At 72.2% G+C, this 18,277-nt stretch carries 18 protein-coding genes; 10 read left to right on the forward strand and 8 right to left on the reverse strand.

Going from position 1 to position 18,277, the window contains the following annotated elements:
- Positions 1-5: 5 nt before the first annotated feature.
- Positions 6-866, reverse strand: coding sequence for an Fpg/Nei family DNA glycosylase (locus ABD352_RS04455; RefSeq protein ID WP_344610884.1), 861 nt, complete (start codon positions 864-866; stop codon positions 6-8).
- 44 nt (positions 867-910) lie between these two features.
- On the opposite strand from ABD352_RS04455, the gene ABD352_RS04460 reads away from it, so the two are divergent.
- Positions 911-2,071, forward strand: coding sequence for a glycosyltransferase family 4 protein (locus ABD352_RS04460; RefSeq protein ID WP_344610885.1), 1,161 nt, complete (start codon positions 911-913; stop codon positions 2,069-2,071).
- Here ABD352_RS04460 and ABD352_RS04465 read toward each other — a convergent pair.
- On the reverse strand, positions 2,031-3,392 hold the full coding sequence (locus ABD352_RS04465) for an MATE family efflux transporter (RefSeq protein WP_344610886.1): 1,362 nt from the start codon (positions 3,390-3,392) through the stop codon (positions 2,031-2,033). The two genes, ABD352_RS04460 and ABD352_RS04465, sit on opposite strands and share 41 nt — an antisense overlap.
- An 83-nt stretch (positions 3,393-3,475) precedes the next feature.
- Positions 3,476-4,912, reverse strand: a complete 1,437-nt coding sequence (locus ABD352_RS04470) for a GuaB1 family IMP dehydrogenase-related protein (RefSeq protein WP_344610887.1) — start codon at positions 4,910-4,912, stop codon at positions 3,476-3,478.
- 115 nt (positions 4,913-5,027) lie between these two features.
- Between ABD352_RS04470 and ABD352_RS04475 the strand changes: the two genes are divergently transcribed.
- The 3 genes from ABD352_RS04475 to ABD352_RS04485 all read left to right on the forward strand — a co-directional run bounded on the left by ABD352_RS04475 (position 5,028) and on the right by ABD352_RS04485 (position 8,011).
- Complete coding sequence (locus ABD352_RS04475; RefSeq protein ID WP_344610888.1) at positions 5,028-5,414, forward strand: CBS domain-containing protein; 387 nt, start codon at positions 5,028-5,030, stop codon at positions 5,412-5,414.
- Between the two features lie 136 nt (positions 5,415-5,550).
- Complete coding sequence (locus tag ABD352_RS04480) at positions 5,551-6,648, forward strand: aminotransferase-like domain-containing protein (protein ID WP_344610889.1); 1,098 nt, start codon at positions 5,551-5,553, stop codon at positions 6,646-6,648.
- A gap of 226 nt (positions 6,649-6,874) precedes the next feature.
- A complete protein-coding gene (locus ABD352_RS04485; RefSeq protein WP_425553456.1) occupies positions 6,875-8,011 on the forward strand; it encodes a magnesium and cobalt transport protein CorA in 1,137 nt (378 codons plus the stop codon).
- Between the two features lie 61 nt (positions 8,012-8,072).
- Here ABD352_RS04485 and ABD352_RS04490 read toward each other — a convergent pair whose 3' ends face one another.
- A complete protein-coding gene (locus ABD352_RS04490) occupies positions 8,073-8,708 on the reverse strand; it encodes a hypothetical protein (RefSeq protein WP_344610890.1) in 636 nt (211 codons plus the stop codon).
- A gap of 185 nt (positions 8,709-8,893) precedes the next feature.
- Here ABD352_RS04490 and ABD352_RS04495 point away from each other — a divergent pair, with 185 nt between their 5' ends.
- Together ABD352_RS04495 and ABD352_RS04500 are read left to right on the forward strand one after the other, a co-directional pair.
- Positions 8,894-9,433 carry a peptidylprolyl isomerase gene (locus ABD352_RS04495; protein WP_344610891.1) on the forward strand — a complete coding sequence of 180 codons (540 nt, stop codon included), beginning with the start codon at positions 8,894-8,896 and terminating at the stop codon, positions 9,431-9,433.
- 56 nt (positions 9,434-9,489) lie between these two features.
- Entirely contained in the window at positions 9,490-10,428 is a 939-nt protein-coding gene (locus tag ABD352_RS04500) for a rhomboid family intramembrane serine protease (RefSeq protein WP_344610892.1), read from the forward strand.
- Here the strand turns inward: ABD352_RS04500 and ABD352_RS04505 are convergent.
- Complete coding sequence (locus ABD352_RS04505) at positions 10,416-11,045, reverse strand: TetR/AcrR family transcriptional regulator (RefSeq protein WP_344610893.1); 630 nt, start codon at positions 11,043-11,045, stop codon at positions 10,416-10,418. The two genes, ABD352_RS04500 and ABD352_RS04505, sit on opposite strands and share 13 nt — an antisense overlap.
- A gap of 68 nt (positions 11,046-11,113) precedes the next feature.
- Between ABD352_RS04505 and ABD352_RS04510 the strand changes: the two genes are divergently transcribed.
- The 4 genes from ABD352_RS04510 (at position 11,114) to ABD352_RS04525 (ending at position 15,689) form a co-directional block, all read left to right on the forward strand.
- Positions 11,114-11,569, forward strand: a complete 456-nt coding sequence (locus ABD352_RS04510; protein ID WP_344610894.1) for an SCP2 sterol-binding domain-containing protein — start codon at positions 11,114-11,116, stop codon at positions 11,567-11,569.
- A gap of 3 nt (positions 11,570-11,572) precedes the next feature.
- The gene (locus ABD352_RS04515) at positions 11,573-12,787 is read left to right on the forward strand and encodes an acyl-CoA dehydrogenase family protein (protein WP_344610895.1); all 1,215 of its coding nucleotides are present in this window, start codon (positions 11,573-11,575) and stop codon (positions 12,785-12,787) included.
- A gap of 78 nt (positions 12,788-12,865) precedes the next feature.
- A complete protein-coding gene (locus ABD352_RS04520) occupies positions 12,866-14,419 on the forward strand; it encodes an AMP-binding protein (RefSeq protein ID WP_344610896.1) in 1,554 nt (517 codons plus the stop codon).
- A 22-nt stretch (positions 14,420-14,441) separates the two neighbouring features.
- Entirely contained in the window at positions 14,442-15,689 is a 1,248-nt protein-coding gene (locus ABD352_RS04525) for a hemolysin family protein (RefSeq protein WP_344610897.1), read from the forward strand.
- Here ABD352_RS04525 and ABD352_RS04530 read toward each other — a convergent pair.
- Genes ABD352_RS04530 through purD form a run of 3 tightly spaced genes read right to left on the reverse strand, consistent with a single transcriptional unit; the run spans position 15,680 to position 18,270 of the window.
- On the reverse strand, positions 15,680-16,480 hold the full coding sequence (locus ABD352_RS04530; protein ID WP_344610898.1) for a hypothetical protein: 801 nt from the start codon (positions 16,478-16,480) through the stop codon (positions 15,680-15,682). The genes ABD352_RS04525 and ABD352_RS04530 overlap by 10 nt on opposite strands.
- On the reverse strand, positions 16,471-16,965 hold the full coding sequence (locus ABD352_RS04535; protein WP_344610899.1) for a SigE family RNA polymerase sigma factor: 495 nt from the start codon (positions 16,963-16,965) through the stop codon (positions 16,471-16,473). The genes ABD352_RS04530 and ABD352_RS04535 overlap by 10 nt, the downstream gene beginning before the upstream one ends.
- 57 nt (positions 16,966-17,022) lie before the next feature.
- Positions 17,023-18,270: a phosphoribosylamine--glycine ligase gene (gene purD, locus ABD352_RS04540; RefSeq protein WP_344610900.1), complete on the reverse strand. Its 1,248-nt coding sequence runs from the start codon at positions 18,268-18,270 to the stop codon at positions 17,023-17,025.
- Positions 18,271-18,277: the final 7 nt, after the last annotated feature.

Raw genomic sequence — 18,277 nt, forward strand, 5'->3', positions numbered from 1 at the left:
GGGCCTCAGCGTACGAGCTTCGAGAGGCGGCGGTCCGCCAAGGGCTTGCCGTTCGTCTGGCAGGTCGGGCAGTACTGCAGCGAAGTGTCCGCGAACGAGACCTCGCGCACGGTGTCTCCGCAGACCGGGCAGGGCAGGCCGGTGCGGGCGTGCACGGCGAGGCCCGAGCGCTTCTCGGACTTCAGCGTGGCGGCCTTCTGCCCGACCGAGCGCGCGACCGCGTCCGTGAGCACCGTGCGCATGGCCGCGTGCAGGCGGGCCATGGCCTCGTCGGTGATCTTGTTGGTCAGCGTGAACGGGGACATCTTGGCGGCGTGCAGGATCTCGTCGGAGTACGCGTTGCCGACCCCGGCCAGGATCGTCTGGTCGGTGAGCACGCCCTTGATCTGGCCGCGGCGGGAGCGCATCGCGGCGGCGAAGTCCTCCTCGCTGACCGCCAGGGCATCTGGGCCGAGCCGGGACACGCCGGGCACCAGGCGCGGGTCGGTGACGAAGTAGGCGGCGAGGCTCTTCTTGGTGCCGGCCTCGGTCAGGTCGAAGCCCGACTCGTCGTCCAGGCGCACCCGCAGCGCGATCGGGCCGGAGCCGGGCTTGAGCGGGGTCTTGGCGTTGAACTCGTCGCGGTAGTGCAGCCAGCCCGCGCGGGCCAGGTGCACGACGAGGTGCAGGTCGGAGCCGACGTGGATGTCGAGGAACTTGCCGTGCCGGGAGGCGCCGGTGAGGGCCTGGCCGGTGGCGGCCGTGATCGGGGGGTCGAAGGTCTTCAGCGCGCTGATCGCGGAGACCTCGATGCGGTCGATGGTGTGGCCGGCGGCGCGCTCCCGCAGAAACGCGGCGAGCGCCTCGACCTCGGGAAGCTCGGGCACCCGTACAGTCTGCCCCAACGAGCGGTCCGTAGGCTTTCCGCATCATGAAGGTCGTCGTCGCGCACAACCGCTACGCCTCCGGGCAGCCTTCGGGCGAGAACGTGATCGTCGATGCCGAGATCGCCCAGCTCGGCGCGGCCGGCATCGACGTGCTGCCGTTCCTGCGCAGCTCGGACGAGATCGGCACATTCTCGGCGGCGCAGAAGGTGCTGCTGCCGCTCTCACCGATCCGCAACGGCGAGTCCCAGCGCGCCCTGACCGCGCTGATCCGGGCCGAAAAGCCGGATTTGGTGCATCTGCACAACCCATATCCGCTCATTTCGCCCGCGATCGTGAAGACCGCCCACGCCAACGGCCTGCCGGTCGTGCACACGGTGCACAACTACCGCCAGGTCTGCGCGCCGGGCCTGTACTTCCGCGACGGCCACATCTGCACGGAGTGCCGGGGCAGGGCGTTCCCGCTGCCGGCCATCACGCACACGTGCTACCGCGGCTCCAAGGCGCAGTCGGCGGTGATGGCGGCCACGCTGGCGTACCACCGCGGCACCTGGAAGCAGGTCGACCACTACATCGCGCTGACCGACCGGATCGCCGAGCACCTGGCCGACTTCGGCATCCCGGCCGGGCGCATCACGGTGAAGCCCAACGGCATCCCCGACGCGGGCGCGGCGCCCGGCCCGGGCACCGGCTTCCTCTACGCCGGCCGGCTGACCCCGGAGAAGGGCCTCGAGCTGGTGCTGGACGCCTGGTCGCGGCACCCGGACGGCGAGCTCGGCACGCTGCGCATCGTCGGCGACGGGCCGCTGCGCCCCGCCGCCGAGCGGGCCGCGGCCGAGCGGCGCGACGTGACCTACGTGGGGCCCCTGGACAACGCCGCGGTGCGCGCCGAGATCGCCGGCGCGGCCTGCGTGATCGCCGCCTCGACCTGGCACGACGTGCTGCCGACGATCATCCTGGAGGCGCTGTCGGGCGGGCGGCCGGTGCTGGTCACCGACCGCGGCGGGATGCCGTATCTCGCCGGCGAAGCCGGCTGGGTGGTCGAGCCCGAGGCCGCCGCGCTGGCCGAGGGGCTGCGCAAGGCGCACGCGGGCGCGGCCGCCCTGGCCACGGTGGCCAGGGCCCGCTACGAGACCGAGTTCGCCCCGGACGTGCTCACCGAGCGCCTCATCGGGGTATACCGAGCGGTGCTGAAGGGGTCGGGCTGACCTCCTCGGCGGGGGCCGGCTGGGGCGGCGGGCCGACCCAGCGCAGCGCGTAGACGTAGAGCACCACCATGCAGATCAGGCCGGCGCTCGAGCCGGTCAGCAGGCCCCAGGCCGCGCCGTGCAGGCCGCCCCAGTCCGCGCCCAGGGTCAGGCCGCTGAGCGACACGACGGCGAAGACGACGTACTGCACGAAGAGCATCCGCGCCCGGTGCATGCCACGCATCGCCGCCGTGAACGGCACCTGCAGCAGGTAGACCGCGCCCTGCAGGGCGATCGGCAGGGCCAGCGGGGCGGCCTCGGCGAACTTGTGGGTGTGCACGAGGACGAAGGAGACGACCGGCCAGACGATCAGCACCATGAGCGCGCCCAGCACGGCGAACGCGGTGGCGAGCTGCCGGGTCTGGCGGCGCAGGGCCAGGGCCGCTTGCGCGCCCTCCGGGCCGGGCTTGGCCGCCTCGGCCGCGTTGCGGGAGGCCCGCGGGACGAGCAGGCTGGTGATCGCGGTGATCAGGTTCTGCACCGGCTGGAGCTGGACCGTCTGCACGAAGCGCAGGTTGCCCAGGTCGACCTTGGAAAGCCGGCCGGCGACCACGAAGCTGATCGCCAGCACCTGGATCTGGGCCACCACCGCGGTGATGGTGAACCAGCTCGACAGGTGCCGGGTCTCGGACAGCCAGGCGGCCGGATTGCCCTGCCACGGCAGGCGGCGCTCACGGAAGAGATACGTTGTGATGCCCGCGGTCGCCCCGAGGCCCCAGACCGCGAGCAGCCCGCCGGCGCTGGAGGTGTGCGTGAGGATCATGACCACGACCATGACCGCCTGGGTGCCGGCCCAGACCAGGTCGATGCCGAGCGCCTTGTCGGGGCGCCGGTCGGCCAGGTAGTCGCAGCGTGCCGTGTCGTGCAGCATGATCGGGATCATGAACGGCGCCACCCAGATCAACTCGCGCAGGTCGATCTCGCCGCGGCTGGGCCACAGGGCCCACAGCGCCACGAAGACGACGGTGGCGACCACGCCCGAGCACAGCGCGGTGGCCAGGCCGTTGCGGGCCAGCCGGACCCTGGGCTCGCCGTCGTAGCGCGAGGCCAGGGCGAGCAGCACGTCGCCGACGACGGCCCGGTTGAGATACATGGCGAAGTACCCGACGGCCAGGGCCAGGGCGAGCGCGCCGAACTTCTCCTTGGGCAGCAGGATGCCGCCCAGGAGCGTGTTGGCCGAGTTGGCGGCGGCGATGACCACCTGGTCGAGCAGGCCGGCGCCGACGAACCGGGAAGCGCCGCGCAACCCCTGCAGGCGGCGCGCAAGTGGCCGTGTGGTCACGTGCCGGAAGGGTCGCGAGCGAGGTTCACGACACGCACCTTACGTGACATTCGTGTGACGAGACCATCCGACCTTCGAGGCAATCACCAGCTCACGTCGAGTGGTTTTCCCTCGGCGTATCCGGCCGCGCTCTGCACCCCCACGACGGCCCGTTCCGCGAACTCGGTGAGGTCGGCGGCGCCCGCATAGGTGCAGGCACTACGCACGCCGGCCACGATCTCGTCGAGGATGTCCTCCACGCCGGGGCGGCGCGGGTCGAGGTACATCCGCGACGAGGAGATCCCCTCCTCGAACAGCGCCTTGCGGGCCCGCTCGTAGACGCTGTCGTCGGCCGTGCGGCGGCTCACCGCGCGGGCCGAGGCCATGCCGAAGTTCTCCTTGTAGAGCCGGCCGTCGGGGTCGCGGCGCGGGTCGCCGGGCGACTCGTGGGTGCCGGCCAGCCAGGAGCCGATCATCACGTTGGACGCGCCGGCGGCCAGGGCCAGGGCGACGTCGCGCGGGTGGCGGACCCCGCCGTCGGCCCAGACGTGCCCGCCGTGGCGGCGGGCCTCGGCGGCGCACTCGAGGACGGCGGAGAACTGGGGCCGGCCGACGCCGGTCATCATCCGGGTGGTGCACATCGCGCCCGGCCCGACGCCGACCTTGACGATGTCAGCGCCGGCGGCCAGCAGGTCCGCGGTGCCCTCGCGGGTGACCACGTTGCCGGCGACCACCGGGATGGACGGGTTGAGCGCCCGGACCGCCCGCAGCGTGTTGATCATGCGCTCCTGGTGCCCGTGCGCGGTGTCGACCACCAGCACGTCGACGCCGGCCGCGATGAGCTTGTCGGCCCGGCCGGCGGCGTCGCCGGTGATGCCGATCGCGGCGCCGACCCGCAGGCGGCGCTCGGCGTCGACCGCCGGCTGGTAGAGCGTGGCCCGCAGGGCGGCGTTGCGGGTCAGGATGCCGACCAGCCGCCCGGCGTTGTCGATCACCGGCGCCAGGCGGTGGTGGCCGGCGGCCAGGCGGTTGAAGGCGTCCTCGGGGGTGGCGTCGTCGGGCAGCGTGAGCAGGTTGCGCGACATGACGCCGCCGAGCTGGCTGAAACGGTCCACGTCCGTGCAGTCACCCTCGGTCACCACGCCGACCGGGCGGCCGTCCTCGACCACGATCACCGCGCCGTGCGCCCGCTTCGGCAGCAGGTCCAGCGCCAGGGAGACGGTCTCGGTCGGGCCGAGCGTGATCGGGGTGTCGAAGACCAGGTGCCGCCGCTTGACCCAGCTGACCGCCTCGGCCACCACGTCCATCGGGATGTCCTGCGGGATGATCGCGAGGCTGCCGCGCCGGGCCACGGTCTCGGCCATCCGCCGGCCGGCGACGGCGGTCATGTTGGACACGACGATCGGGATCGTGGTGCCGCTGCCGTCGCGCGTGGTCAGGTCCACCTGCATCCGCGACTCCACGGCCGAGCGGCTCGGCACCATGAAGACATCGTCGTAGGTGAGTTCGTGCCCGGGGGTCTGGTCGTTGAGAAACCGCACGTTGGGCAACTGTATCTCGGACGAACCCGCGGGTGAGCAGGACTTGAGAGTTCCGCCCCGGGCAGGGACCATAGTCCGTACCGTGCCTTGCAAGGAAGCAAGGAGTTGATGTGCCATGCAGGTTCACGAGGCCATGTCAACGGCCGTGGTCCAGTTGGGCCCGGACCATACCCTCCGCCAGGCGGCCGCGCTCATGGCGCGGCGGAAGGTCGGCTCGGCGATCGTCGCCGATCCCGACGGCGCCGGCATCGGAATCATCACCGAGCGGGACATCCTCAACGCGATCGGGACCGACCTCGATCCCGACGCCGAGCGGACCGCCGACCACATCACGTGGGAGGTCGTCTACGCCAGCCCGACGTGGACGATCGAGGAGGCCGCGGCCGCCATGGTCCGCGGCGGGTTCCGCCACCTTGTCGTCCTCGACGGCGACGACGTGCTCGGGGTCATCTCTGTGCGCGATATCATTCGGGTCTGGGTTTCCACGACAATCCTGGCGTGATTCCCGTTCCCCGGCGGGAATTCGCCAACGCACGGCCGTGCCGACCGCAAAAACGCCGGGAACTGCGCCCATCCCCCCAGGTGGAGGGCGGGGAACTCGGCTGAACGGCGGCCGGGCGCCTGCGTAGGCTGCCACCATGCAGCTGATTTCATTTGCCCGTGGCGCGCCCAGTCTCGACATCATCGACGTCGAGGGCCTCAAGGCCGCCGCGGCCCGCGCTTTCGACGCCGACCCGGCCGGCATCACCGCCTACGGCACCTCCGTGGGTTACCTCCCGCTGCGCTCGTGGATCGCCGCGAAGCACGGGGTGGACGCCGAGCAGGTCATCGTCACCAACGGCTCGCTGCAGGCCGACGCGCTGCTCTTCGAGCACCTGGTCAAGCCGGGCGACGCCGTCGTGGTGGAGAAGCCGACCTACGACCGGACCCTGCTCAACCTGCGCAACCTGGGCGCCGAGGTGTACCCGGTCACGCTGCAGGCCGACGGGCTCGACATCGACGAGCTGCGCGCCCTGCTCGAGAGCGGCGTGCGCCCGAAGCTCGCGCACATCATCCCGAACTTCCAGAACCCGGCCGGCGTCACGCTCTCCGCCGAGAAGCGCCAGGCGCTGGTGGCCCTCGCCACCGAGTACGGGTTCACGATCTTCGAGGACGACCCGTACGCGGACATCCGCTGGCGGGGCGAGAAGCTGCCGTCGATGCTGTCCCAGGACACCGCCGGCGTCGTGGTGCACGCGAGCTCGTTCACCAAGACCATCGCGCCCGGCCTGCGGGTCGGCTATCTGATCGGCCCGCAGCCGACGATCGCCGCCATCGCGAAGCGGGCCACCAACCTCTACATCTCCCCGAGCATGGTGGCCGAGGCGATCACCCACCAGTTCTGCGTCAGCGGCGACATCGGCCGCTCGATCGCGAAGGTGTCGGCGACGCTGGGCGAGCGGGCCCGCCTGCTGGCCGAGGGGCTGCGCAAGCACGTCCCGGACGCCACGTTCGTCGAGCCCGACGGCGGCTACTTCCTGTGGGTCGAGCTGCCCGACGACATCGACACCACCGAGCTGGAGAAGGTGGCCGCCCGGGACTTCGGCGTGGCCGTGGTCAAGGGCAGCGACTTCCTGCTCGAGGGCGGCCGGCACGCGGTGCGGCTGGCCTTCTCGGCGGTGCTCACGGACCAGGTGGACGAGGGCATCCAGCGCCTGGCCGCCGCGATCGAGGCGGTCCGGAAGGCGTCCCACTAGCCCTCCGAGCAAGCTGACACCAAACCGTGATGGTGGGGGTGGTTCCGCAGGCGGTACCGGATGGATCAAAATCCTGCCCGGCGCGCTTTGCGAATCGCGCTGCAGGCATCACCCCCCGCCCCCCAACGGCACCGGGTGGGCCGACCGCGCCCCCACCCCCCACCTGCGGTCGGTCCACCCGGTGCCAATTTTTGCGCCTTTTCGTGGGGACCCCAGGGAGGTCGAGATGGCCGACGAACAGCAGCCCCATGCCCGTCCACTGCAGCGCGCGCTGTCCCGACCCGTCCGGGCCATGTCCCGGATGCTCAACAACACCGCGTCGCTGGCCAAGTCGACCATCGAGCCGGACGTCTCGAGCGCGATCGTGGACTGCGCCCTGTACATCGACGGGGTGCGCCAGCCCGACCCGCGCCACTACGCCGAGGCGCTGTACGCCGCGCGCCGGCACCACGGCTTCGTGTGGATCGGGCTGAAGGAGCCCCGGGCGGCGGAGATGTCGGCCATCGCGGAGACGTTCCAGCTGCACGAGCTGGCGGTCGAGGACGCGGTGCTGTCGCGGCAGCGGCCCAAGGTCGAGCGCTACGGCGAGATGACGTTCCTGACCATGCGCACGGCGCGGTACGTCGAGCACGACGAGCTGACCGACACCAGCGAGGTGGTCGAGACCGGCGACGTGCTGATGTTCATCGGCGAGCACTTCATCATCACCGTCCGCCACGGCGACGCGAGCCGGCTGGCCCCGGTCCGCTCCGGGCTGGAGCGCCGGCCCGAGGTGCTGGCCCGCGGCCCATGGGCGGTGGCCTACGCGGTCGCCGACAGCGTGGTCGACACGCTGGTCGAGGTGGCCACCGGGATCGAGGAGGACGTCGCCGCGGTCGAGGACCAGGTCTTCGCGCCGCAGCGGGGCAAGCGGCGCAGCGCCGACCGGATCCAGCGCATCTACCAGCTCAAGCGCGAGCTGATGGAGTTCAAGCGGGCCGTGCTGCCGCTGCAGCGGCCGATGGCGGGGCTGGTCAGCGGGCAGCTGGCCGAGGTTCCGGAGGAGATCCGGCGGTACTTCCGCGACATCGGCGACAACCTCGCGCGCGCGGTGGAGCAGGTGCTGTACCTCGACGATGTCATCAACTCGGTGCTCGCCGCGCGGCTGGCCCAGGTGAGCGTCGACCAGAACAACGACATGCGCAAGATCGCCGCGTGGGCCGCCATCGCCGCCCTCGTGACCTCGATCGCGGGGATCTACGGCATGAACTTCGACTACATGCCGGAGATCCACTGGGTCTTCGGCTATCCCGGCGTGATGACGCTGATGGTGGGCGGCTCGGCCGCACTCTTCTGGGGCTTCCGCAAGAGCGGCTGGCTCTGAGGCCGGACATAGGTGGGCCGTCCCCCGTGGCCGGGGACGGCCCGCCTACGTTGATCGGACGCTAAGAGCGGCCGTTCTTCGACGCGGTGTGCGGCATCGGGCTCTTCTCGTACTCCCCGCCGCCGGCCGGGCCGTCGTTCGTGCTCTTGTGGCCGATCAGGTCGGAGGCGCGGTCCTTGGCCGCCTCCCCCATCGTCCGGGCCTTGTCGATGCTCGAGTCCATCGTGGACTTCGCCGCACCCAGCATGGAGCCGGTGTCCGACGTGGTGCGGGTCGAGTCGTACTCGTCCCACGCCTGCTGGTCGCGGCGGCGGCGCAGCATCGAGCCCGCGATACCGACCGCGGCCCCGGCCACGAGCAGCCCGCCGATCGCCATGGGTAGCCGCCGCGACGAGCGCGACTCCTTGCCCGTCAGCTTGGCCTTGCCCTTGCGCCCCATCTTCTCGGCCTTGCGGCCGGCGCGACGCGAGCGATCCTGAGCGATGATCATCACCGTGTCCATGCTGCCCTTGGCGCGGTTCATCCCGCTCTCCACCCGGGGCTTCATGGCCTTGCGCGCGGCGTCGACCCGCGGCACCAGGACGCCCGAGGCGCCATCGGCGGCGTGCGCCGCGGCCATCCGCAGGTGATCGAGGCTCTCTCCGAGCTCGTCCCGCATGAGCCGGCCGTGCGACTGCACCTGACGACGTCCAAACACTTGCTCCACCTCCCGAGGCGCGTAAACCCGTCCATCCCCGGTTACCCCGATACGACCAGGGAGAACCTCAGGAGCAGGTCCGCTTCGGCCATCGTGCACTGATCCCGTGGCCCGTACACCCGGATCCGGCAGAATCCGCGTCCGATACCGTGATGACGGAATGTCACCAAGGAAAGGGAGAACTGGTGGCCGAGCAACTGTTCGCGACGCTGCACACCAACTTCGGGCCGATCCGGCTCGAGCTGTTCCCCAACCACGCGCCCAAGACGGTGCGCAACTTCGTGGAGCTCGCCGAGGGCACCAGGGACTACACCGACCCGCGCACCGGTGAGGCCGGCAAGGGCCCGTACTACGACGGCGTCATCTTCCACCGAGTGATCTCGGGCTTCATGATCCAGGGCGGCGACCCGACCGGCACCGGCACGGGCGGCCCGGGCTACAACTTCAACGACGAGATTCACCCGGAGCTGTCGTTCAACCGGCCGTACCTGCTGGCCATGGCCAACGCCGGCGTCCGCTTCGGCCAGGGCACCAACGGGTCGCAGTTCTTCATCACCGTGGGCCCGACCCCGCACCTCAACGGCAAGCACACGATCTTCGGCGAGGTGGCCGACGCCGAGTCGAGGCAGGTCGTCGACCAGATCGCCACCACCCAGACCGGCGCCATGGACCGGCCGGCCAAGGACGTCGTGATCGAGCGCGTCGACGTCGAGCGGACCGCGTAGCACCGCACGCGTTGGGGGCCGCGGCGCCCGGGTGAGTGCTGGCTAACCTTGTCAGCATGACTCAGCCGCCCGCGGTCCCCGTCTGCTACAGGCACCCCGATCGCGAGACGTATGTCCGGTGCACCCGCTGTAACCGGCCGATCTGCCCGAGCTGCATGAACGAGGCGTCGGTCGGCTTCCAGTGCCCGGAGTGCGTCCGCGAGGGGGCCCGCACGCAGCGGCCGGCCCGGACCGCGTTCGGCGGCGGCAGCTCGGGCACCCAGGGCACGGTGACGATCACGCTGATCGTCATCAACGTGCTGGTCTTCGTCTTCTCGCTGATCAGCGCGGGCCGTGACGCCGCGCACAGCGTCGCCGGCGGCGGGCTGGGCGGGCTGCTCGGCGGCTCCAACCCGCTCACCGAGTGGGGCGCGGTCGTGTCCTACGCCACCGCCCAGGGCACCGACATCCGGCTCGCCTCCGACACGATCGCCGACGGCAACTGGTATCGGCTCTTCACGGCCATGTTCCTGCACTACGGCCTGCTGCACCTGGGGCTGAACATGTGGGCGCTGTGGGTGCTCGGCCGCCCGCTCGAGGCGGCCCTGGGCCGCATGCGATTCCTCGCCCTCTACCTGTTGTGCGGGCTCGGCGGCAATGTGCTGGCATTCGTGCTCAGCGGCCCCAACGTGGCCAGCGCCGGCGCCTCCACCGCGGTCTACGGGCTTTTCGCCGCACTGATCGTGGTCATGCGCCGGATGCGGGCCAGCGTTGCCGGCATCCTGCCCGTGCTCGTCTTCAACCTGGTCCTGTCGTTCAGCATCAGCGGCGTGTCCTGGCAGGGGCACGTCGGTGGGCTGATCACCGGCGCGCTGGTGGCCCTCGGCTTCGCCTACGCCCCACGCGAGCGCCGAAATACCATCCAGATCGCCACGATTGTCGGCGCGGTGGTCCTCATCGGCGTGGGATTTGCCGTCGGCCTCGCGTCGATCCCGGCGGTCGGCTACTCCGCCTGAGCCCGCCAGACCCGCCCCTGCAGGAGGGCGTCGGCGCCGACCCACACGAAGTTCATCATCCGGGTGGCGGTGTGCTCGGGGTCCTCCTCCTCGTGGTCGGCCAGCCAGTCGGCGAGCGACTCGGCCGCGCCCACGTAGGCGTAGGCCATCGCGAGGAAGTCGTCGGGGCGGGCCGGCTTGGCCGCCTCGGCCTGCGCGCAGGCGCCTTCGAGCAGGCTGGCGACGACCTCGACGATCCGGGCGCGCATGCCGGCGAGTTCCCCGGCGAAGTGCGGCTCGCTGCGGGCCTGCCGGTACAGCACCCGCCAGCCGTCGCGGTGCGCGCCGACGAAGGCGAAGAACGCGCGCAGGCCGTTCCACAGCTGCTCGTCGGGGCGGGACGCCGGGCGCACGCCGGCCGCCACCGCCTCCATCAGCCGGGTGGCCTCCCGCCGCAGGCAGGTCAGGAACAGCTCCTCCTTGGTGCCGAGGTAGGCGTACACCATCGGCTTGGAGATCCCGGCCACCTCCGCGATCTCGTCCATCGAGGCCGCGTGGAAGCCGCGCCTGGAGAAGACCTGCACCGCAGCGTCGAGCATCTGCTGCTCGCGCACCACGCGCGGAAGCCGTTTCAGCATCTTGCCACCCTACCTACTCGTGCGTAAGGTTACGCACGAGTAGCTTAAATCCAACGGAGGGCACAGCCATGTCCGACATCGACGCCCTGGGCGACTTCAACAACATCGACCCGAAGCAGTTCGCGGGCCTCGTGAAGAGCGCGCCGGACTCGCAGCTGGCCGAAATCATGAACAGCCCGCAGCGCAAGAAGATCCTGGACACGATCCTGTCCCGGTTCCCCGAGCTGTTCCGGCCCGACCGCGCCGGCGCGACCAACGCGGTCATCCACTGGAACATCACCGGCGCACCGGACGGCGGCGTCGACTCGTACGAGCTGGTCATCGCCAACGGCACCTGCGTGTTGTCGCCGAGCCCCGACCAGGACCCGAAGCTCTCCATCACCGTCGGCCCCGTCGACTTCCTCAAGGTCGTCTCCGGTGTCGGCAACCCCATGATGATGTTCATGACCGGCAAGCTCAAGGCCAAGGGCGACCTGGGCCTGGCCGCCAGCATCGCGAACCTCTTCGACATCCCCAAGGCCTGACCCATGCCCGAGTTCTCGCTCGACCTGAACGAGGAACAGCGGGACCTCCGCGACTGGGTGCACGGCTTCGCCGCCGAGGTCGTGCGCCCGGCCGCCGCGGAGTGGGACGCCCGCGAGGAGACGCCCTGGCCGGTCATCCAGGAAGCGGCGAAGATCGGGCTGTACGGCTTCGAGTTCCTCGCCAACGCCTGGGCCGACCCGACCGGGCTCGCGCTGTGCCTCGCCAACGAGGAGCTGTTCTGGGGCGACGCCGGCATCGGCATGGCCATCTTCGGCACCAGCCTGGCCGTCGCCGCCATCTACGGCAGCGGCACCCCCGACCAGATGGTGGAGTGGGTCCCGCAGTGCTTCGGCGACGCCGCCGACCCCAAGGCGGCCGCGTTCTGCACCACCGAGCCTGAGGCCGGCTCCGACGTGGCCTCGATGCGCACCCGGGCCCGCTACGACGAGGCCGCCGACGAGTGGGTGATCAGCGGGCAGAAGGCCTACGCCACCAACGGCGGGATCGCCAACGTCCACGTGGTGACGGCCAGCATCGAGCCGGAGCTCGGCTCCCGCGGCCAGGCCGCGTTCGTCGTGCCGCCCGGCACCTCCGGGCTCAACGGCGCCAAGAAGCTCAAGAAGCTGGGCCTGCGCGCCTCGCACACCGCCGACGTGTTCCTCGACGACGTGCGGGTGCCCGGCGCATGCCTGCTCGGCGGCAAGGAGGCGCTCGACGAGCGGCTCGCCCGGGCCAGGGAGGGGCGCAAGGCCCAGGGTCAGGCGGCGATGCGCACGTTCGAGCTGTCCCGCCCGGCCGTCGGCGCCCAGGCGCTCGGCGTGGCGCGGGCGGCGTACGAGTACGCGCTGGAGTACGCCAAGGGCCGGGTGCAGTTCGGCCGGCCGATCATCGAGAACCAGGCGATCGCGTTCGCCCTGGCCGACATGCGCATGGAGATCGACGCCGCCCGCCTGCTGGTCTGGCGGGCCGCCTGGATGGGGCGCAACAACCGCCCGTTCGAGGCCGGCGAGGGCTCGATGAGCAAGCTCAAGGCCGGCGAGGTGGCCGTGGCGGTCACCGAGAAGGCGGTGCAGATCCTCGGCGGCGCGGGATTCCTGCGCGAACACCCCGTCGAGCGATGGTTCCGCGACGCCAAGATCTACACGATTTTCGAGGGCACCAGCGAGATCCAGCGCCTGGTGGTCTCCCGCGCGATCTCCGGCACCTACATCCGCTGAGGTTTCCGAGGCCGGCGCTGTGTTCCACGGGAAACAGCGCCGGCCTTTGCATTTCCAGCCGAGAAGGAGTCCCCCGCCATGGACGCCGTTTTCGTACTGCGCACCCTTGCCCGCCGCAAGGTCCTCAACCCCGCCGGCCCCGGCCGGGTCGTTCGCCAGCTCAACGCCCTGCGGCGGTGGGGCTTCGGGCTCTACGGCGAGATGCGCTCGACCGCCGCCCGCAACCCGGGCCGGGTCGCCATCATCGACGAGCGGCGCACCGTCACCTACGGCGACCTCGACCACCGGGTGCGCCGGCTGGCCAACGCGCTCAGGGCCGGCCACGGCGTCGTCCCCGGCGCCCGGGTCGGGCTGCTCTGCGAGAACTCCGCCGCGATGATCGAGTCGCTGATGGCGGTCGTGGCCGTCGGCGCCCAGGCGGTGCTGATCAACACCGGCCTCGGCAACGCCCAGATCGAGGCGGTCGCCCACGACCAGGCCCTGTCGCTGCTGCTGCACGACGAGGCGTTCCTGGGCATGCTGGCCGCCGTGCCGCCGCACCTGCCCCGGCTGTCCACCGACCGGATCGACGGGCTGATCCTGCGCGCCCCGTCCGCCGACCTCGAGCCGCCGGCCGAGCCGGGCTCGATCGTGGTCCTCACCAGCGGCACGACGGGGGCGCCGAAGGGGGCCCGGCGGCGCAACCCGGCCGGGCTCGGGCCGCTCGCCTCGGTCGTGTCGCGCATCCCGCTCAACGCCGGCGAGCGCATGTTCGTCGCCGCGCCGCTGTTCCACACCTGGGGGCTGGCCGCGCTGCAGCTGTGCCTGGCGCTGCGCGGCACGATCGTCCTCACCCGCAGGTTCGCCCCGGCCACCACCCTCGGCGCCGTGAACGAGCACGGGTGCACGTCGCTGTTCGCGGTACCGGTGATGCTGCAACGCCTGCTGGAGGCGCCCGGCGCCGTCGCCGCGCCGGCACTGCGGGTGGTCGCGGTCTCGGGCTCCGCGCTGACCGGGCCGCTGGCCACGCGCTTCATGGACGTGTACGGCGACGTGCTCTACAACCTGTACGGCTCCACGGAGGCGTCGTGGGCCTCGATCGCCGTGCCGAAGGAGCTGCGCTCGGCCCCGGGCACGGCCGGCCGGCCCCCGCACGGCACCCGCGTGGCGATCCTCGGCGCCGACGGGCGGGCGCTGCCGCCGGACACGGTCGGACGGATCTTCGTCGGCAACGACATGCTCTTCGAGGGCTACACCAACGGCACCGGCCGGGAGTTCCACGGCGACCTCATCGCCACCGGCGACCTCGGTCACCTGGACCGCGGCGGCCTGCTCTTCGTCGACGGCCGCGAGGACGACATGGTCATCTCCGGCGGCGAGAACGTCTACCCGGCCGCGGTCGAGGACGTCATCGCCGAACTGCCCCAGGTGCGCGAGGTGGCGGTGGCCGGCGTGCCGGACGAGGAGTTCGGCCAGCGCCTGGCCGCCTGGATCGCCCTGCACCCGGGCGAGCGCGTCGACGCGGACGCGATCCGCGAGTACGTCCGCCACAGACTGGCCAGGTTCTCCGTCCCGAGGGACGTGTACTTTGTGGCGGCTCTTCCCCGCAATGCGACGGGAAAGGTGGTCCGGCGCCAGCTTTTTCCCAGCTAACGGCGCTAGCGTGGTTCGTCCGATGGACACCGTCTGGTTCGAACTCGCGCTGGTCCTGTTCCTCACCCTCCTCAACGCGGCGTTCGCCGGCAGCGAGATGGCGCTCATCTCGCTGCGCGAGGGTCAGCTGCGCCGCCTCGAACGCGCCGGCGGCACCGGCCGCACGCTGGCCCGGCTCGCCCGCGACCCGAACCGGTACCTCGCCACCATCCAGATCGGCATCACCCTCGCCGGGTTCCTGGCCTCGGCCACGGCCGCGGTCTCCCTCGCCGAGCCGGTCGAGCCGCTGCTGGGCTTCCTCGGCGGTGCGGCCGCCCCGATGGCGATCGTGCTCGTCACCCTCGCCCTCACCTTCGTGACCCTGGTCGTCGGCGAGCTCGCCCCGAAGCGGATCGCCATGCAGCGGGCCGAGGGGTGGGCGACGGTCGCCGCCCGACCCATCGCCGTGCTCTCCACGCTGCTGCGCCCGGCCAACTGGGTGCTGTCCGTGGCCAGCAACGTCGTCGTGCGGGCGGCCGGGGCCGACCCCCACCGCCGGCAGGACGAGATCGGCCCGAACGAGCTGCGCGACCTGGTCGCCGCCCAGCCCGCCTTCACCCTCCAGCAGCGCGAGATCATCTCCGGCGCCGTCGACATCGCCGAGCGGACCGTGCGGGCTGCCCTGGTACCGCGGCCACGGGTTTTCGCCCTTCCGGCGACCCTGCCCGTGGCGGAGGCGGCCGCCGCGCTCGCCGCGACCGGCCACGCCCGGGCGCCGGTGCTCGACGGCGGCGACCTCGACACCGCCGTCGGCATCGTGCACTGGGCCGACCTGGTGACCGCCCGCGGCGCCACCGTCCGCGAGGTCATGCGCCCGGCCCTGCTGCTGCCCGAGTCGCTGCCGATGGCCGGCGCCCTGCAGCGGTTCAAGGCCGAGCGGCACGAGCTCGCCCTCGTGGTCGGCGAGCGCGGCGCCGTCGAGGGCATCGTCACCCTGGCCGACTTGGTGGAGGAGGTGTTCGGCTCGATGACCGGCCCGCCGGCCAAGCAGAACGCCGACGGCAGCGTGCTGCTGCCGGGCACCTTCCCCGTGCACGACCTGGAGGACGTCCGGGTCCGCCTCGACCTACCGGCCGACGCGCCCTTCACCACCGTGGCCGGCCTGGTGCTGGCCCGGCTCGGCCGCCTACCGTCCGGCCCCGGCGACACGGTCGCCGTGCAGGACTGGCGGTTCACCGTCGCGGAGGTGCGCGGCCGGGCCATCACCGCGGTCACGGTCTCTCAGGGGTAGAGCGTCAGCTCCGGCGCCGCCGCGATGCGGACCAGCTGATCGGCGGTGTACGGCGGGTCGTACCCGGCATCCGGGCACCGCCCGATGACGACGATCTGGGTGCCGTCCTGCCGGTAGACGTTGATCTGGAAGCCGCGGGCGTCCAGCATCGGCTCCCCGTGGACCTGCACGATCGAGCCGTCGATGACCTGCTGGCTGCAGTCCTTCGCGCCCGGGCGGCAGGGCAGCGCGGACGCGGCCACCTCCGGGCTGTCCGCGCCGGCCTGGATGATCACGGAGAGGACGGAGCGGCGGCCGTTCACGGGCTCGAAGTCGACCGCGTAGTTGTAGGCGGTCACCAGGTGCGGGTCGCGGACGAAGCGCGGCGGCGCGCTCTTGTCGACGCCCGCGTCGTGGCCCGTGAAGCCCGGCAGCTCGCGGGCGATCAGCGCGTCGACGGCGTTGGTGAGCCGCTCGATCGCCGCACCGCAGTCCTCGGTCACCTTGCGCCGCGGCTGCCCGCCGCCCACCACGACCTCGCCGGTGGCCACCGGGGTCGGGCAGGGCAGCGGCCCGTGCGAGGGCGGGCCATAGGAGCTGGCGGCGCCGACCACCGGCGGCGGGGCCTGGCTCTCGCCGAAGTACCGCGGCAGCGTCATGACGCCGGCCGCCAGCACCGCCACCGCGGCCACGCCGCCGAGCAGGCGCAGGCCGCGGGCGCGGCGGTGTTCGCCGGCGATGAGCCGGTCGACGTCGATCGTGGTGGGCGGCGGGGCGGCGCTCGCCTCGTACAGCTCGTCCCTCAGGTCCACAGCGCGTCTCCCTCGCTGACGTGGGCCCGCAGCGACTCGAGCGCCCGGGCCGCCTGGCTCTTCACGGTCCCCTCGCTGCACCCCAGCGCCTCGGCCGTCTCCTCGACGGAGAGGTCGCAGAAGTACCGCAGGACCAGCACGGCCCGGCGGCGCGGGGGCAGCGCGGCCAGCAGGGAGAGCACGGCGACGCGCCGGGCCGGGTCGCCGCCCGGGCCGGCGGCCACCTCGGGAAGCGCGGCGGTGGCCGTCTCCCGCCGCCAGGGACGGCGGCGCTCGTCGAGCCAGGCGCGCATCAGCATGCGGCGGACGTACGCGTCGAGGTTCTCGAAGCGCGCCGCCCGCCGCCAGTGCCGGAACAGCTTGACCAGCACCGTCGACGTGAGATCGTCGGCCGTGTGCCAGTCGCCGCACAACAGGAACGCGATGCGGCGCAGGCGTTCGAGGTTGCCCGCGACGTACTCGCGATAGTTCTGCTCCGGCGTCATCCGTGCCCCTCCCTGTGGCTACGTGGGGGAAACGGAGGCCGCGCCGGGCGGGGTTGCCTACGGGACCGAGATTTTTCCTTCGGCCGCCTTGAGGGCGATGTCGGTACGGTACTGAGCCCCGTCGAACCCGATGCCGCGCACGATCGCGTAGGCGGCCTCGCGGGCCTCCGGCAGCGAGTCGCCGAGCGCGGTGCAGGCGAGGACCCGCCCGCCCGCGGTGACCAGCGCGCCGTCCTCGCGCCGGGCGGTGCCGGCGTGCAGCACCCCGGGGACGCCGTCGGCGCCGGTGATCACGTCGTCCTTGCGGGCCGACTCCGGGTAGCCGGCGCTGGCCATGACCACGCACACGGCCGCGCCGGAGCGCCAGGCCAGCGGCGGGTCCTCGGACAGCCGGCCGACCGCGGCGGCGTGCAGCAGGCCGGCCAGCGGGGTGTCCAGCCGGGCCAGCACGGCCTCGGTCTCCGGGTCGCCGAAGCGGCAGTTGAACTCGATGACCTTCGGGCCCTCGGTGGTGAGGGCGAGGCCGACGTACAGCACACCGCTGAACGGCGCGTCGCGCTTGCGCATCTCGGCCAGGGTCGGCTGGACCACGCTCGCCATGACCTGCTCGACCAGGTCCGGCGGGGCCCAGGGCAGCGGCGAGTAGGCGCCCATGCCGCCGGTGTTGGGGCCCTCGTCGTCGTCGCCGATGCGCTTGAAGTCCTGGGCCGGCTGCAGGGGTACCGCGGCCGTCCCGTCGGTCACCACGAACAGCGACACCTCGGGGCCGGCCAGGTACTCCTCGACCACGACCCGCCCGCAGGCCGCCCCGTGGGCCAGCGCCGCGGCCAGGTCGCCGGTGACCACCACGCCCTTGCCGGCGGCCAGCCCGTCGTCCTTGACCACGTACGGCGGCCCGAACTCGTCCAGCGCCGCAGCCAGCTCGTCCGGCGTGGTGCACACGAACGACCGGGCGGTCGGCACCCCGGCGGCCCGCATGACGTCCTTGGCGAATGCCTTCGAGCCCTCCAGCTGGGCCGCCGCCTGCGACGGGCCGAAGCAGGCGATGCCCTTCGCGCGCACCGCGTCGGCCACCCCGGCCACCAGCGGGGCCTCGGGTCCCACGACCACCAGGTCGGCGGACCACTCGACGGCCAGCGCCGCGACGGCGCCGGGGTCGAGCGGGTCGACCGGCGCGAGCTCGCCCAGCCCGGCCATGCCCGGGTTACCGGGCGCGCAGAGCAGGGCGGTCACGGCCGGGTCGGCGGCCAGGGCGGCGGCGATCGCGTGCTCGCGGGCGCCGGTTCCGATGAGAAGTACGCGCACCGCGCAA

Origin of the sequence: Dactylosporangium salmoneum, from assembly GCF_039532525.1 — a bacterium.
GTDB classification, from domain to species: Bacteria; Actinomycetota; Actinomycetes; order Mycobacteriales; family Micromonosporaceae; genus Dactylosporangium; species Dactylosporangium salmoneum.

Excerpts from the sequence above, each read along its gene's own strand:
- ABD352_RS04510 (WP_344610894.1), top strand. The coding sequence starts at position 11,114 with ATGTCCGACATCGACGCCCTGGGCGACTTCAACAACATCGACCCGAAG.
- ABD352_RS04480 (WP_344610889.1), top strand. The coding sequence starts at position 5,551 with ATGCAGCTGATTTCATTTGCCCGTGGCGCGCCCAGTCTCGACATCATC.
- ABD352_RS04535 (WP_344610899.1), bottom strand. The coding sequence starts at position 16,965 with ATGACGCCGGAGCAGAACTATCGCGAGTACGTCGCGGGCAACCTCGAA.
- ABD352_RS04475 (WP_344610888.1), top strand. The coding sequence starts at position 5,028 with ATGCAGGTTCACGAGGCCATGTCAACGGCCGTGGTCCAGTTGGGCCCG.
- ABD352_RS04485 (WP_425553456.1), top strand. The coding sequence starts at position 6,875 with ATGGCCGACGAACAGCAGCCCCATGCCCGTCCACTGCAGCGCGCGCTG.
- ABD352_RS04460 (WP_344610885.1), top strand. The coding sequence starts at position 911 with ATGAAGGTCGTCGTCGCGCACAACCGCTACGCCTCCGGGCAGCCTTCG.
- ABD352_RS04520 (WP_344610896.1), top strand. The coding sequence starts at position 12,866 with ATGGACGCCGTTTTCGTACTGCGCACCCTTGCCCGCCGCAAGGTCCTC.
- ABD352_RS04500 (WP_344610892.1), top strand. The coding sequence starts at position 9,490 with ATGACTCAGCCGCCCGCGGTCCCCGTCTGCTACAGGCACCCCGATCGC.
- ABD352_RS04525 (WP_344610897.1), top strand. The coding sequence starts at position 14,442 with ATGGACACCGTCTGGTTCGAACTCGCGCTGGTCCTGTTCCTCACCCTC.
- ABD352_RS04505 (WP_344610893.1), bottom strand. The coding sequence starts at position 11,045 with ATGCTGAAACGGCTTCCGCGCGTGGTGCGCGAGCAGCAGATGCTCGAC.
- ABD352_RS04515 (WP_344610895.1), top strand. The coding sequence starts at position 11,573 with ATGCCCGAGTTCTCGCTCGACCTGAACGAGGAACAGCGGGACCTCCGC.